12 protein-coding genes and 2 tRNA genes are annotated in these 14,784 nt (G+C 46.0%); 6 read left to right on the top strand and 8 right to left on the bottom strand.

Features of this window, described 5'->3' with window-relative positions; genetic code table 11:
* Positions 1-279: 279 nt before the first annotated feature.
* The 6 genes from H4O21_RS22055 to H4O21_RS22030 form a co-directional block, all read right to left on the bottom strand.
* Positions 280-1,074: a hypothetical protein gene (locus H4O21_RS22055; RefSeq protein ID WP_182811276.1), complete on the bottom strand. Its 795-nt coding sequence runs from the start codon at positions 1,072-1,074 to the stop codon at positions 280-282.
* Between the two features lie 151 nt (positions 1,075-1,225).
* Positions 1,226-1,708: a hypothetical protein gene (locus tag H4O21_RS22050; protein ID WP_182811273.1), complete on the bottom strand. Its 483-nt coding sequence runs from the start codon at positions 1,706-1,708 to the stop codon at positions 1,226-1,228.
* A 122-nt stretch (positions 1,709-1,830) separates the two neighbouring features.
* On the bottom strand, positions 1,831-3,057 hold the full coding sequence (locus H4O21_RS22045) for a hypothetical protein (protein ID WP_182811270.1): 1,227 nt from the start codon (positions 3,055-3,057) through the stop codon (positions 1,831-1,833).
* A gap of 15 nt (positions 3,058-3,072) precedes the next feature.
* The gene (locus H4O21_RS22040) at positions 3,073-3,876 is read right to left on the bottom strand and encodes an outer membrane lipoprotein-sorting protein (RefSeq protein ID WP_182811267.1); all 804 of its coding nucleotides are present in this window, start codon (positions 3,874-3,876) and stop codon (positions 3,073-3,075) included.
* On the bottom strand, positions 3,851-6,211 hold the full coding sequence (locus tag H4O21_RS22035; RefSeq protein WP_182811264.1) for an efflux RND transporter permease subunit: 2,361 nt from the start codon (positions 6,209-6,211) through the stop codon (positions 3,851-3,853). The genes H4O21_RS22040 and H4O21_RS22035 overlap by 26 nt, the downstream gene beginning before the upstream one ends.
* Before the next feature lie 129 nt (positions 6,212-6,340).
* Entirely contained in the window at positions 6,341-7,093 is a 753-nt protein-coding gene (locus H4O21_RS22030; protein ID WP_182811261.1) for a TetR/AcrR family transcriptional regulator, read from the bottom strand.
* A gap of 198 nt (positions 7,094-7,291) precedes the next feature.
* Between H4O21_RS22030 and H4O21_RS22025 the strand changes: the two genes are divergently transcribed.
* The 4 genes from H4O21_RS22025 to H4O21_RS22010 all read left to right on the top strand — a co-directional run bounded on the left by H4O21_RS22025 (position 7,292) and on the right by H4O21_RS22010 (position 9,961).
* A complete protein-coding gene (locus H4O21_RS22025) occupies positions 7,292-8,101 on the top strand; it encodes a carbon-nitrogen hydrolase family protein (RefSeq protein WP_182811258.1) in 810 nt (269 codons plus the stop codon).
* A gap of 116 nt (positions 8,102-8,217) precedes the next feature.
* Entirely contained in the window at positions 8,218-9,702 is a 1,485-nt protein-coding gene (gltX, locus tag H4O21_RS22020; protein WP_182811256.1) for a glutamate--tRNA ligase, read from the top strand.
* 95 nt (positions 9,703-9,797) lie between these two features.
* Positions 9,798-9,873 (top strand) — tRNA-Ala (locus tag H4O21_RS22015).
* Positions 9,874-9,885: 12 nt separating this feature from the next.
* Positions 9,886-9,961: transfer RNA gene (locus H4O21_RS22010), tRNA-Glu, on the top strand.
* A 125-nt stretch (positions 9,962-10,086) separates the two neighbouring features.
* Here the strand turns inward: H4O21_RS22010 and H4O21_RS22005 are convergent.
* Both H4O21_RS22005 and gltA read right to left on the bottom strand, forming a co-directional pair.
* Entirely contained in the window at positions 10,087-11,949 is a 1,863-nt protein-coding gene (locus tag H4O21_RS22005; protein ID WP_182811253.1) for an HD domain-containing phosphohydrolase, read from the bottom strand.
* Positions 11,950-12,406: 457 nt separating this feature from the next.
* Positions 12,407-13,693 (bottom strand): citrate synthase, encoded by a 1,287-nt coding sequence (gene gltA, locus H4O21_RS22000; protein WP_182811250.1) that lies wholly within the window; start codon positions 13,691-13,693, stop codon positions 12,407-12,409.
* A 370-nt stretch (positions 13,694-14,063) separates the two neighbouring features.
* Here gltA and sdhC point away from each other — a divergent pair, with 370 nt between their 5' ends.
* Together sdhC and sdhD are read left to right on the top strand one after the other, a co-directional pair.
* Positions 14,064-14,441 carry a succinate dehydrogenase, cytochrome b556 subunit gene (gene sdhC, locus H4O21_RS21995; RefSeq protein WP_182811247.1) on the top strand — a complete coding sequence of 126 codons (378 nt, stop codon included), beginning with the start codon at positions 14,064-14,066 and terminating at the stop codon, positions 14,439-14,441.
* On the top strand, positions 14,435-14,782 hold the full coding sequence (gene sdhD, locus H4O21_RS21990) for a succinate dehydrogenase, hydrophobic membrane anchor protein (RefSeq protein ID WP_182811243.1): 348 nt from the start codon (positions 14,435-14,437) through the stop codon (positions 14,780-14,782). Before sdhC ends, sdhD begins: the two co-directional genes overlap by 7 nt.
* Positions 14,783-14,784: the final 2 nt, after the last annotated feature.

The raw sequence follows: 14,784 nt of genomic DNA, 5'->3' as shown, positions 1-14,784 counted from the left end.
TATGACCGGGGTTTTTTCGTTGTATGAAGAAAAGTCCGGCCGGGAAATGGAGAACATGGCTGACCCCTGCCGTGACTGATACAGTGCAGGCTATCAGTAGTGAGACCAGTCAATCGACAGATTGGAAAAAGAAAAGGGTATTTATCCTGGCAATATCACTCCGACTACATAAATTCGAGCTAATAAAATATTACAGCTAGACAATAGTGGAGCAAGGGGGATGACACGGCTAATTTCAGGAGGTGAACATACTCAGGTGAGGGTAGGGAGAATCTCTTATCAGGCTTCGATCTTTGTCTGTTCAGTTACGATTTTTGAGTGTTTCTGTAAACTGCCACTTCGGTCATAGCTTGCTTCTAACACTGATTCTGTTATGTTCTCTGTCTGTTCATCATCAAGAGTATCCCTTCTGACTGATGAGCTAATAGCATCAACCAAATCCTCATCTATGTCTTTGCCGGGGCTGTTTGCAGAATAAATACTGATTGCAATAGGTGTTTGTTGTTTTTCATCTGTATGATCGTGAGACGAAGCTCTTTGGTCGTTTTCTGCAGTGTTCTTCTGATTATTCACCTGAATTTTATCTGATGATGAGTCTTGTGCCGTATTGTTTTCCTTTTCTCTGTTCTTCACTTGTTGTTCCACTGCACGAGTAATTTTAGCTTTTAGTACGGCACTTACCTGGGCTGATTGATTGTTGAACTGAATATAGGTGCGTTCCAGGTTTGCACTTAAAGCAATGACGCCGCCATTAACATGCTTCAGGTATGCATTATTACCTGTAGTGACAACCTCGAAATCTTCTGCATTACCTAATACCCGAAAGGTATCTCCAGGTTTATAAAGCTGAATATTTTGCTCTTTCTCTTCGCTTTGCTGATAGTTTTCCTGTTGTTCTTTGTTATCCCGGCTCCGGTGCTGATCATTGTCACTAGTACTAGCTTCAGTTTCTGTGGTCATAACTTGTGCCGTTTTCTCAGCTTCTTGTGTGCTGACGTCTGTATGCTCAGGCCGGGAAAGTGTGCTGCCTGATAGCTGAGTGTTAAGATCTGATATTATGTTATTTACAATCACAGGATGCTCCGCTGACAACATCTATGCTCTGACTTTTTATCCATCACGACATGGCGATAGTTATCAAAAGATGATACTGCTCAGTATGTTATATCGGCAGAGTAACAAAATACTTTGATTTGTACAGGTATGTATAGAAACAATGCTGTATTCAAGCCGTTAAATTCTGAAAAATTCCAGATGGAAGCAGCTCTCTTTCTGGAGTACCAGATCGAGAGTAGGCGATAGCAGGACTTTTTTGCAGAGTGTCCGGTTCGGCCCCAACAATTTCTGTGAGGGGCGATTCCTGATCGTTAAAACGAATAAATGATTTATCCAGTCCAGGAGCAAGGCTGAGAAGATAGCCACTACTGTGGCTCAGATAAACATTGCCGCCTGCAGAAATAACCTGGAACTCTGGTGCACTGCCTACAACTCTGAATGTTTGATTTGTGCTGAAAGGTGAGGCTGATGCGCTCTGAAAGGATGTAGTATTTTCGGATTCTGTCTTTGAGGTCTGATTCTGTGTCAGGCTGCCCTGATCCGTTTTTTCAAATGATGAGGGTTGAGCAGCACTGTTACCGGTTACAGTACTTTTCGCAAAAGTCACTGCAGCAGATGAAGATATTCCCGGGGAAGATGTTACATCAGTCATAGAGACCTCCGTTTAAACGCAGGAATCAGTAATCAGAAACAGCCCGTTACACTTACTTTAAAACATAGTTTATTTTCTTAGTCTGTGCCAGTTTCCAGAGCCAGACATAGTCTGGCTCAGACTCAGAAATAGCGACTCAATGTCAGCTGTAAGTAATCATCCTTTCTCATGGTATAAAGTGAATCCTTCGGGTTATCGCTTTCAAAGAAACGCACTTCTCCGCTGATTTTCCAGTAGTTATTCAGTCTCCGACTGGCTTCAATACTGAAACTCTGGCTGCTGAAGTCCATATCGTGTCCGAGTCCGGCAAGGATCTCTGTGCCCTCCTCATCATTGAATGCAAACCGCAACCCCCCGAATAGGTCATTCTGCATTACGGAAGAGGCTTTTTCCCCACGTTCATCCCAGCCGTATTCCATAATCAGACCCAGGTCGATATCACTGTCTGCAATACCATACATGGTGTATTCAAAGCCTGTATGAAGAGCAGAAAACTTATTTCTGTCGGTTTTTCGGTGTATTGCTTCCAGTTTGAATAGCCAGTCAAGCCAGATCGCTTGTGCTGTAGTGCCCCACTGGGTCATTTGTTCATAGTAAGGGACCAGCTGCAGATCTCCATTGTTCCTCTGCACCATCTGTAATTCTGGTTCCCTGTTTGTGCCATGAAAGACAGATGCGGTCAGGTCCAGCCAGTCATAATTCTGACTCCATCGGATAGCGAGATCTGTATGTCTTTCTTTCGCTGAACTTTCAAAGCGGGCTGAGTTGCTGACTTCAATGGGAAGGGACAGACGGCCTTCAGGGTCGGAGAAAGTCCGTTCACGAAAGCCTGGCAGAATATAAAAATCCCAGATGCCTGAATCAGCTGCAACTGAAAGGTTGATCATGGGTTGGCCAAGCTTTTCTTCGCCGCTGATATTTTCAACCAGATCGGTCTGGTTGATGACATCAACAAGATGCTGGAATTCCGTAACTCCCCAGAATTCTTTCTTTAACCCTGTCCGAACTTCCCAATTGTCTTTGACATAAATCCAGTAAGCTTCCCGGATATCTCCGTGAGTCCGTTCATCATCATGCTGGTCCAGTCTCAGCATAGGTTTGAATTGAACCAGATGCTGCTGATTATCACTCGTCCATACCCATTGAGGTTCAAACAGAATAGATAAATTACTATCTTTCTGATTTGAGCGTAATGCGTCCTCTGTGAATATGCGTGCTTCCAGGTCAACCTTTCCGCTGAACTCAACTTCAGCCTGAACAGGTACTGCCAGTGTGCTGAATAGCACACTGGCAAGCCACTGAGCAGGACTGATCTTTCGTATATTACGTTCAGATCGTTGTGTTGCCATTCCTGCTCTCCCTGATTAACGAGCCCGCTTCAGTGCATTTTTATTGAAGTCGCGTTCATTCAGGCCTTCCTGAAAACGATAGCCTTTCCAGGCCAGCGTTGTGCTTTTGCCATTCTGATGGTTTGTCATTTCCATCCGGTCGGCACGCCAGTACTGGCCGATATATTGCTGGTAGTTAACAAAATTAAGTGTTTTTAACAGGCTGTTTTTACGATCGTAAAAGTCCAGTTTCTGCATACGGTACTCATTCGTATCAACCCAGCTGATACGGCGCTTGTAGCCTGAGGTTTTTTCTACCGGATAATTTTCCACTACATAGCAGGTCAGATCACCACAGGGCTCTTCTCCGATAAACTTATAGGTGTATTTATCGATTTCAAAAGAGCCCATATCCTCATAGGAGAATTCTGATCCCATAAATGGACCTGATTTATTCCTGGATGAGATGCGCTTCACCCTGCCGAGGGCAGGAAGATAAAGCCATTGGTCATCAGCTCGATCAATATGAGAAAAGCTCAGAAAGGCAGTACCTTTTACATCTCTTGGCTGATCAAAAATGGTCAGGCTTTTATCGCCGTCATTCTCCTGTTCGAGGGATTTCATTCTTATTTCGCGGATACTTTCCTGGCTCTGAGCGTTACGCAGGATCATCTGCATCCCTGCCTGCATATCACGCCAGCCGGTATCACGGCGTTCAAATTCTTCCATGATGCTACGTCCTTTCTCTTCGGCTGTTTCTGCCAGAGCGAAAGGGCTGGCCAGCAGGCTGACACTAAGGCCTGTGATAGCCAGTTTATGAGGCAGGTTGTTCAGAGCCATGAGCTACTCCTTTTTGGGATTCAGTTTTAATATCAGATGATCCGGCCGGGTCTGACTTTTCGTTGTCCAGTTTCATTAGTAAAGGTGGCAGGAACAGGAAGTCGACGATCAGAGCAATCAGAATTGTAATCGCTGTCATCAGCCCCATTTCGGCATTAATTTTAAAAGTTGATTGTGCCAGTACCATAAAGCCGCAAACCAGAACAAACGTTGTGATCCATAAAGCTCGACCTACACTGCTGAAAGCATATTTTACTGCTGCGTAAGTATCTGCTCCCTTACTTCGGCGGGCATGCAGGTATTTACTCAGAAAATGAACTGTATCATCAACCACAATGCCCAGAGTCATACTGGCAACGATAGATAGCCCCAGGCCTATCTGGCCGACAGTGAGCCCCCATATGCCAAAAGCAACCGTTGCTGGCAGTACATTTGGCAGTAAGCTGATAAAGCCAAAGCGAACAGAGCGAAGGGCAAAGCCCAGAACCAGAGAGATAAGTACCAGAGCAATGGCTGTTCCGGTGATCATGCTGATGATATTACGCTGGCCAATATGAGCAAACATCAGTGTTGGGCTGGCCAGCTCAGCTTTATATTGTGGTGCGTTTTCATTAAACCAGGCCTGCATGCGCTTTTCTGTTTCCAGTTGCTGATTGCTGGTCTGATTTTTCAGTGTAACTGTGATGCGGGTAGATGATTTGTCGACATTAAGCTGATTATTCAGATCAAGGCCGTATGGTAAAGACATTTCATATAGTAAAAGATACTGAGCAGCCAGTTCCTGATTATCAGGCAGTTTGTACCATGCAGGATCATCGGCATGCATATTACGGTTAAGGCGCTTAATAATATCTGTGATGCTATTAACATGATCTGTTTCGGGCTGAGAGCGCATCCAGTTACTGAAGTCCTCAACTACCTGAAGAAAAGCGGGGTCGTTAATACCACTGCTTTTTCCGCTGTCAATGGAGACCTCAATTGTTGTCATGCCTGACAGGTTGTCCTGCATAAAGTCTGTTGCCTGGCGAAATTCGACGCTTTCATCAAAATACTTAACGAAGTCGTCATTCATTTCATTTTTAGGCACAAAAATGCTGATAGCTATCAGTACTACAGACATTGCAGGCAGCAGAGTCCGCCGGTTGTTAATTACAAAAGCGCTGAGAGATAGCATCATATCGGATTCTCCCTCTGCTTTTTGCTTCACCCGCACTGGCAACAATGTCAGCATAGCCGGAAAGATTGTTACAGAAAAAATAAATGCCAGCATAACGCCCATCGCGACCATATTCCCCAGATCATGGAATGGTGGGGAATCTGAGAAGTTCATAGCTAAGAAGCCGATGGCTGTCGTCGCGCTGGTCAGAAAGATAGGTTTCAGATTAATACGCAGGCTATCAAGAATAGCTTGTTGTTTTTTCACTCCATGGCGCATCTCATAAAACATGCTGGTCAGAATATGGATACAGTCTGCTACTGCCAGTGTGAGGATGATAGTGGGTGCAGAGGCTGACGGGCCTGTGAGATAAAAACCAGTCCAGCCAGCAATACCCATGGTAGTCACGATACTGGACATGATAATGACAACTGTAGCAAAGGTGCCGGTAATGGTCTTCAGCATCAGGCTAATAGTCAGGATGACGACAAGAAACATCAGAGGAACCAGTGTTGAATTATCTTCCAGTGACGCCTCAACAAAACTGGTGTTCATCATAGCTACGCCAGACAGCATGATATTAAGATCAGGGTGCTCCTGAGCGACCTGTTCCCGGATCTGACGAACCTTACTGGCAACGGCAGGTACTTCTTCTACAGGGTTGAGCCCGGGAAACTGAAGTGTAACATTGACAACGGCAACGTGTGCGTCAGTCGAAATCAGGCGTTTCTCCAGTAATGGGTCTCCTGTTGCGATCTCTCTTGCATGACTGAGTTGTTCCTGATTCAGTGTCAGTGGTTCATAAACCAGATCTTCAACAATCAGATCGTCTTCTTCAGCATGGCTGTACTGGTAATTCGTTACAGAATCAACGCGGGTAGAGTAGGGAACCTGCCAGGATTCTTCAGTGATTTTTCGAATGGCTTCAAGGTGTTCTGGTGTGAAGACCTGCTTGTCTTCAGGGGCTATCACAAAAGCAACATTATCACTTTTGGAATAGACTTTTTGCATGGCTTCAAAAGCTTGTAACTGAGGATTTTCCGGGCCGAAAAATACTCTGTAATCGCTTTTGAAGACGAGATTGGATGCCCCCATCGCAGCTGTAATAATCAGTGCCAGGCCGATTATCAGTGTAATAAGGGGGCGTTTTAACACAAAGTTAAATAGCCGCTCAGACATGGTGCAGTCCTCTCTTGTCTGAATATTAATCAAAATATATGTTATATCGGTATTATCTTTTATAGTGACGAATCGTCATTAATATTGTGTTAAAAAGGCAGCAATCGCTGCCTTTTGATGTTCTTTTTATCAGATAAACAGAGTTCTGCCTTTTTTCTGTAGTGCTTCTACCTCAGGGTTGAACATTGTTTCCAGAATCTTGCGTATTGATGCCTGAGGGTTGTGTTCGCTACTCAGTGGTTTCAGGCCGTAACCATCGAGCATGACATTAACGTTATTAAAATATTCTTTATCCAGTATTAAGCCACTGGCAATTGGACAGGGTTCTATCATACTGCTGAGCAAAGCTATCGTTCCAAATGCGATAGCCCATGAGCCAAATGCAATTTGCTGCATGTTCATATGAGGGGCTAAAACCAGATCACCGTTATTGCGAGCCTCTTCAAGAATGCCTATACCTATGCCAAGAAGTTCTGTGTCGCACTCAAGCAGTTTTTCCAATCGCTCCGGGCTGGCTTTATTCTCCAGGTTTGGTGTCTTGGTATACAGGATAGCCATAGCCTGAGCCGGAGATTGCAGTGCATACAAAAAGTAAGCGACATGAATCGCAAGAGTACGTTCCCTTGCATTACCATTATAAGCAGATGCTCTGATAAAAAGTTGTTTTAAATCGGCCAGTTTATGGGTGCTCAGCGCCACCAACAAGTCTTCTTTGCAGGAAAAGTGGTTATACACAGTGCCTTTAGAGTAAGGGACGCGAGCGACTACCTTGTCGACGGTTAGTGAGCCTGGTCCAATCTCTTCCAGCAGATCAGCCGTAGCTTGCAGGATATGGTTTTCACGCTCTTCCAGTGTGGCAGGACTGGTAATCCTCGGCGACATATATTCTCCTGAGTGTTCAGGTAAAGCACTATAACCTGAAGCATAGTGCTATACATAATGCGAAAAGGTTAAGTTGATCGTGACGAATCGTCAATATCTTTTTTGACGATTCGTCACGATAGATTGTTCAAAGGTGCTGGTATACTCTCTTTTTGTGCCTGGTTCAAATAGTCTGTTTTGGATGTGTGGAGGAAATAAATGCTTCAGAATCTGATGGTTGCGGTGATTCAAATGGTCTCTGCAAAAAATGTAGAGTCTAATCTGGCCAGAGCAGAGCAATCTGTAGTGGAAGCTGTTGAAAAAGGCGCCAGTCTGATTGCATTGCCTGAGTACTTTCCTTCAATGCATAGTGATAGTAGCTATAAGCTTAAAATTGCTGAGCAATATGGTAAGGGTGTGATTCAGGATAAAATGGCAGAGCTTGCTCAGAAGCATAATGTATGGATTGTTGCTGGCTCGATACCTGTTAAAGGTAGGCAGGCTGATAAAGTGACAAACACTTCCCTGGTTTTTGCTCCGGATGGGCATTGCGTTGCGCGGTATGACAAGGTTCATCTGTTTGATTTTCAGAGAGGTGAGGAGATTTATAAAGAGTCAGATAGTCATGAGGCCGGTCTGCAACCTGTCTGTTTTGATACGCCCTGGGGCAGGATTGGGTTAGCGGTTTGTTATGATCTGAGGTTTCCTGAGCTTTTCCGTAAGCTGGATAATCCGGATATTATTATCGTGCCTTCCGCATTTACTGTCCCGACAGGGCAAGCTCACTGGGAGTTGTTGTTGAAAGCGCGTGCGGTAGAGAATCAGTGTTATGTGCTGGCTCCTGCTCAGGGTGGTGTGCATGAAAATGGCAGAAGTACCTGGGGGCATAGCATGATTATTGACCCTTGGGGGGAAGTGCTGTCAGAAGTTACTGAGGCAGGTGATGCTGTGATCTGTGCTGAGTTGTCGCGTGATCGCTTTAATGAAATTCGTCAGCAGTTACCTGCCTGGTTACATCGCCGTTTATAGCGCCGGATTGGTTACTTGCTACAGGTTGTGCTGTAGAAAGCCTGGCGACTGGATTATAATTCTGCCCTGATTATTTTCTGTGATTATTTTATTGCTACAGGACTGAACATAACGTCATGACTGTTCGTACTCGAATTGCACCGTCTCCAACCGGTGATCCGCACGTTGGTACCGCCTATATTGCACTGTTTAACCTGGCTTTTGCCCGAAAACATGGCGGTAAATTTATTCTGCGTATTGAAGATACCGACCAGACCCGTAGTACGGACGAGTCAGAACAGATGATTCTGGACTCTCTGCGCTGGTTAGGCCTGGATTGGGATGAAGGCCCGGATGTGGGCGGTGACTTTGGCCCTTATCGCCAGAGTGAGCGTAAACATATGTATGCGGATTACGCTTTCCAGCTGGAAAAAACGGGCAAGGCATTCCGTTGTTACCGTACCAGTGAAGAGCTTGATGAGCTGCGTGAAGCCCGTAAAGCTGAGGGTAAGCATACGGCGCTGAAGCAAAGTGACCTGGCACTGCCTGCGGAAGAAGTGGTGGCCCGTGAAGCTGCCGGTGCTCCTTATGTGATTCGTATGTGTGTGCCGGAAGAGGGTGTCTGTCAGGTTGAGGACATGCTGCGTGGTACGATTGAGATCGACTGGGGGCAGATTGACTGCCAGATTCTGCTGAAAGCAGACGGTATGCCGACGTATCACCTGGCTAACGTGGTGGATGACCACTTGATGCAGATCACCCATGTACTGCGTGGTGAAGAGTGGATCAACTCTGCGCCTAAGCACAAGCTGTTGTACGAATATTTCGGTTGGGATATGCCAGTGCTGTGTCACTTCCCACTGCTGCGTAACCCGGATAAGTCCAAGCTGTCTAAGCGTAAGAACCCCACGTCGATCAACTACTACCGTCGTATGGGTTTCCTGCCGGAAGCGGTGATTAACTATCTGGGTCGTATGGGTTGGTCCATGCCTGATGAGAGCGAGAAGTTTTCTCTGGATCAGATGATCGAGAACTTTGATATTCAACGTGTTTCTCTAGGCGGCCCGGTATTTGATGTTGAGAAGCTGTCCTGGCTGAACGGCCTGTATATTCGTGAGGATCTGGATGATCAGCAGTTTATGCAGGAAGTGATGAGTTGGGCATTTAACCCTGAATATGTCAGCCAGATCATTCCGCAGATCAAAGGGCGTGTGGAAACCTTTAGTGATATTGCGCCGCTGGCGGGCTTTTTCTTCTCCGGTATGCTGCCGATTAATGAAGAGAGTTTCTCTCATATCAAGCTGGAGAAAGATCAGTTGGTTAAACTGCTGCAGTTCACTCTGTGGCAGATGGAGGCACAACGCAGCTGGAGTAAAGATAATATCTTTGCCGATATTAAGATGCTGTCCGGTCATTTTGAGCTGAAGATCAAAGACTTCCTGCAGCCAATTTTTGTCGCCATTGCCGGTTCTGCAACCTCTTCTTCAGTGCTGGATTCCATGGCGATTATCGGCCCTGATCTGACTCGTGCCCGTCTGCGCCATGCGGTCAATGTGTTGGGTGGTGTATCGAAGAAACAAACTAAGAAGCTGGAAAAAGAGTTTGCTCAGTTGAATGGCTAAGCAATTGATTTTGTGTAATTAAGTATAAAAATTAATTGTGAAAAAGTGATTGACACTTGCGGGGCAAATCCATAAAATTTGCTCCGTACTTGAGAGGGGCCTTAGCTCAGCTGGGAGAGCGCAACACTGGCAGTGTTGAGGTCAGCGGTTCGATCCCGCTAGGCTCCACCATCTCATATATGCGTCCCATTCGTCTAGTGGCCTAGGACACCGCCCTTTCACGGCGGTAACAGGGGTTCGAACCCCCTATGGGACGCCATTCATTTATCTTTCATTGGTTGTGAAAGAACAAGCCGCTTAAGTGCGGTTTTTTTGTGTCTTCTTTTTTATTATTGCTTTTGCAATAACAAAAGCCTGCGTTTGCAGGCCTCCTGTTGCTTAATTCTAATCCATCATTAATAGACGGTTGATAAAGTATTTGCCCGGATCTTCGGGTCTCATGATGGTGCCAATCTTCTTCTCGCTCGCTGGATCTGTCAGGTCGTAATCGTCAGGTGAGATAAGCTGTTTTTTCTCTGCATCGTAAATGACACGGACTAATGCAGGTTTTGCTGTATCGGGGGATAGTGTCAGTACAAATGCCAGTTTGTTGCTGGACAGGCGAATCAATGAGCCTACTGGTAGCAAGCCAATGCATTTGATGAAGCGTTGTACCAGTGTTCTGTCGAATTGTTTGTCGCTATTCATCAGTGTCTTGAATGCCAACGCAGGCAGCATGCCTTTTGCGTAATTTCTATCTGTGGTCATTGCGTCATAGGCGTCGACGATAGCAGCCATGCGTGCCAGTCCTGATAGCTTGTCTGCTTTTTGCTGACGAGGGAAGCCACTGCCATCCAGACGTTCTGTGTTGCCCAGAGTCACTGCGATAACCTCCTTCGGAAGGTCTTCGCTGGCTGCTGTCAGAGCCTGGTGAGTGTATATAACGTGGCGCTGCATGGTCTTCAGTTCGGTGTTTGTCAGTTTCTCAGGTTTGTATATGATTGTTGTCGGCAGCATAGCTTTACCCAGATCGTGAAGCATGCCTGCGTAGATAAGATCGGCCAGGCTCCCCTGGTAGCCAATGCTGCGTGAAAAGTGGGCCAGATGGATGCCAAAGCTGACGCTGTGCTGTGGGATAAAATCCTGGGCATCTCTCAGGGTGGTTAATGCAAGGAGTACGTGAGGGTTTCGCTCCAGTGCTTCTGCCAGTTTTTCAGAGATTTCCTGTGCAGATTCCAGTCTGAGCTTCTGTTTTTGCTTTATTTGAGACATCAGGCCTTTGACGCTGGCAATGGCATTGGTGTGTGTGATGCGAAACTCTTTAAACAGCTCCTGAAGTCTGGCTTTTTCTTTTTGCTGTTTCATTTCATTGATGCTGGATTTCATTTCAGCATCCAGCAGCTCATCTGTTTTTTCTTCCTTGTCCTTGTCGGCTGCTTCTTCTGTTGTTTCTCCGTCTGTAAGTTCTTCCGCGGGCTTCTCTTCATATAGCGGCGAGGTGTAACGAGAGCTGCCGTCGCTTGAGCGGCGTGCTATTTCGCGTTGTACCTCGGCAACAGCATAAGATACTTTTCTTTCCTCCATCGGCGGGATGTCGATAAACAGGCAGCCGCAAGAAGATATGTCCTGCTTCTCGTCATAGCCGATATGTCTTATCTGTATCTGGGTGGTAATGCAGAGCTGGTTCGGGAATGTAATTTCGCAGTCTTCCAGAACGACCTGGTCGGCGAGTGCTTCGCGGTAATCTCCTTCCAGTTGTATCTGGCAGCCTTGTGCTGAGATATCCTTTAAAGACCCGATGATTGGTTCAGAGAGTTCTGGGGATTTCAGGGTGGTTTCAACAACAACGCCTCTGCGAATCTGGGCTCGGTAAAACTGACGTCTCTGGAAATAATCCAGTTCATCAGGGAAAGGTATTTTGTAGATGGATTGACCATCCTGCTGGCCTTTTCCTACAGCTTTGATTTTTGTTGATGCTATCCGACAGCCGTCGTAAAAGGCTTCAAAGGTAAAGGTGCCGCTCTTGGCCATCAGTCTGTCTCCCCATTCCGGGGTGACCTGGTCAATAATAAAGTAGCGTCCTTTCAAGTCGGCTTTCAGAATGATGGTTGAGTAGCTGCCCTCCACTGCGCTGAAATGAAGTTTCAGTGGAATGTGGTGCTCTCTCAATCGGCTAAGCAACCCGAAGATGCTTTCAGGTTTGGTCAGCAGCTGGCCCTGGGCTTGCTGCTGCTTGTCCTGTTGTTCTGTGGGTGTTTCTGTAGCCAAAGCTTCTGTTCCTCTATCCTGAAGACGATGTGAACCTCTCAGTTATACTGAAGGAAAACATCTTATAAAATCAAACAGATAAATTGTAAATTTAAAATTGTATCTGGCTATTAGCCAAAAGGGTATCTGATCTGTAGCTTTCAGTCACTCCCTTGGTTATCAGGTTTTGAAAAAACCGGAAGAGATCAGGCTTTGTGGTGCTTGCTCTTGTGCTGGTTTAGTCTGTTGAGAGTGCATCTGTCAGGGAGATTCTGATTTTAAGGTTTGAGCAGATGTCTCGTCGATAGTTTTATCTGTTTAAATGCAGCTTTTGTATGTATTTTGATGTTCGTCAAGTTCTGATTAATTAAGTGTATCTGTTATAGGGTAAAAATACATGATCAGAGGTAGGGGGACGGGTGTCGATGTTGATCAGGTATATAAAAAAGGGCTGCTGGTGCAGCCCTTGGTATTTGAATTATTTGGATGGGTAGTCTCGGGAGTCTGAGCCGGTGTATAGCTGGCGAGGGCGCCCGATTTTGTTGTCGCCGCTGACCATCTCTTTCCAGTGAGAGATCCAGCCAACTGTACGCGACAGGGCAAAAATAACGGTGAACATGTTGGTCGGAATGCCGATGGCTTTCAGGATGATGCCTGAGTAGAAGTCTACGTTCGGATACAGTTTGCGCTGTACAAAGTATTCGTCTTCCAGGGCGATCTCTTCCAGTCTCTTGGCGATGTGTAGCTGAGGATCGTTCTCCAGTCCAAGCTCTGCCAGAACCTCGTCGCAGGTTTCTTTCATTACTTTTGCGCGAGGGTCGAAGTTACGGTACACGCGATGGCCGAAGCCCATCAGGCGGAAAGGATCGTCTTTATCTTTTGCTTTTGCAATGAAGTGCTGAATATTTTCTTCGGAGTCTTCGCCGATTTCATCCAGCATATTCAGTACGGCTTCATTGGCTCCGCCGTGAGATGGTCCCCATAATGCTGCAATACCTGCTGCGATACAGGCGAATGGGTTAGCGCCAGTTGAGCCGGTCAGACGCACTGTTGATGTTGAGGCGTTCTGTTCGTGGTCGGCATGCAGCATGAATATGCGATCCATAGCTTTAGCCAGAACAGGGCTTGGTTTGTACTCTTCGCATGGCGTGCTGAACATCATGTGCAAGAAGTTTTCTGCATAGTTCAGGTCGTTGCGAGGATACATGAATGGCTGGCCAACAGAGTATTTATGGCACATTGCGGCCATGGTTGGCATTTTGGCAATCAGGCGGAATGCAGAAACTTCACGATCACGAGGATTGCTGATATCCAGTGAGTCGTGATAGAAAGCTGATAATGCTCCAACTACACCGCAAAGGATAGCCATTGGGTGAGCATCTCGACGGAATCCTTTAAAGAACTGGGTCAGTTGCTCGTGTACCATGGTGTGGTAAGTGATTGTTGTTTCAAATTGCTTTTTCTGATTGGCGTCTGGTAGTTCGCCATTCAGTAGCAGATAGCAAAGTTCAATGTAGTCTGATTGCTTTGCCAGCTGGTCGATCGGGTAGCCGCGATGCAGCAGGACACCCTTTGCGCCATCAATATATGTGATGGCGGACTCGCAGGATGCGGTAGATACGAAGCCCGGGTCGTAAGTGAACAGTCCCTTGGAGGTCAAGCCGCGTACGTCGATAACGTCAGGGCCAACGCTGCCGGAATAAATCGGCAGGTCGATTGGTTCTTCAAGCCCCGGTACCGTCAGGATCGCTTTCTTGTCAGCCATTATGGCCTCCTTTTTTATATTGTTAATTCATACTTGCCATGCCCTAAATCGCGGACCGGTCAAATATAGAGTGATAAACAGGATTGTCAATTACCTAAAAAGGTAGCAGTAAATGTGAAAAGGCTTGCTAAAATCGAAATACATAGGGAATTAAGCTGGTTTCATTATTCTATTAAGCTATACCTTTGGCTTTATTGTAATCGGAATAACGAGTCACTATAATTCCTGCCGCACGATTGGCGGTGGTGCCGTCTTATATAAATTAGTTACTGGAAAAACGGCTTCTTGGTTTTTCTGCTTCTATATATAGGAATGCAGCCACCAGAAACCATAAGCCCTGTTGTTGGGGCAAAGAGAGTGTGTAAGAGCCGTGAATAGCAAAAGACCTGTAAACTTAGATCTGACAACTATCAAGCTCCCTCTCCCTGCATATACATCTATTCTGCATCGTATTACAGGTGTCATCCTATTCGTAGGTCTGGCGTTCCTGTTTGCTGCTTTTGATTCCTCTCTGGAATCAAAGGAAAGCTTCGAAGCTGTTAAAGAAACTTTGCAGGAGAGTGCATTCGCTAAGTTTGTACTCTGGGGACTTTTATCCGCACTTGCCTACCATGTTGTAGCTGGTATCAAACACCTGATTATGGATGTTGGTATTGGTGAAACACTGGAAGGTGGTCTTCAAGGTGCCAAGCTGACGCTGGCAATTTCTGCAGTTCTGATTCTTCTGGCAGGAGTCTGGGTATGGTAACTAATGTAACCAATTTCAGTCGTAATGGTCTGTCTGACTGGCTGCTTCAGCGTTTCAGCGCAGTTGTACTGGGTCTGTACAGCGTTTTTATTGTTGGTTACATGGTAATCAGCTTTGATGGATCCTACGAACAGTGGTCTGCTTTCTTTGAGTCTACTTTTGTTCGTGTATTTACTTTCCTGAGCATTCTTTCGATTGCTGCCCATGCCTGGATTGGTCTGTGGACTATTTCTACTGACTATATAAAACCAACGGCGATCCGTTTTGTATTCCAGACAGTATGTAATTTAGCCCTGTTTACTTATGTAGTATGGGGTGTTCAGGTTCTGTGGGGAGCATAAAC

It is taken from the genome of Oceanospirillum sediminis (genome assembly GCF_014164585.1).
Taxonomy (GTDB): Bacteria; Pseudomonadota; Gammaproteobacteria; order Pseudomonadales; family Halomonadaceae; genus Oceanospirillum; species Oceanospirillum sediminis.
The sequence above is the reverse complement of the archived record's forward strand: the minus strand, read 5'-3'. Positions and strand labels throughout refer to the sequence as shown.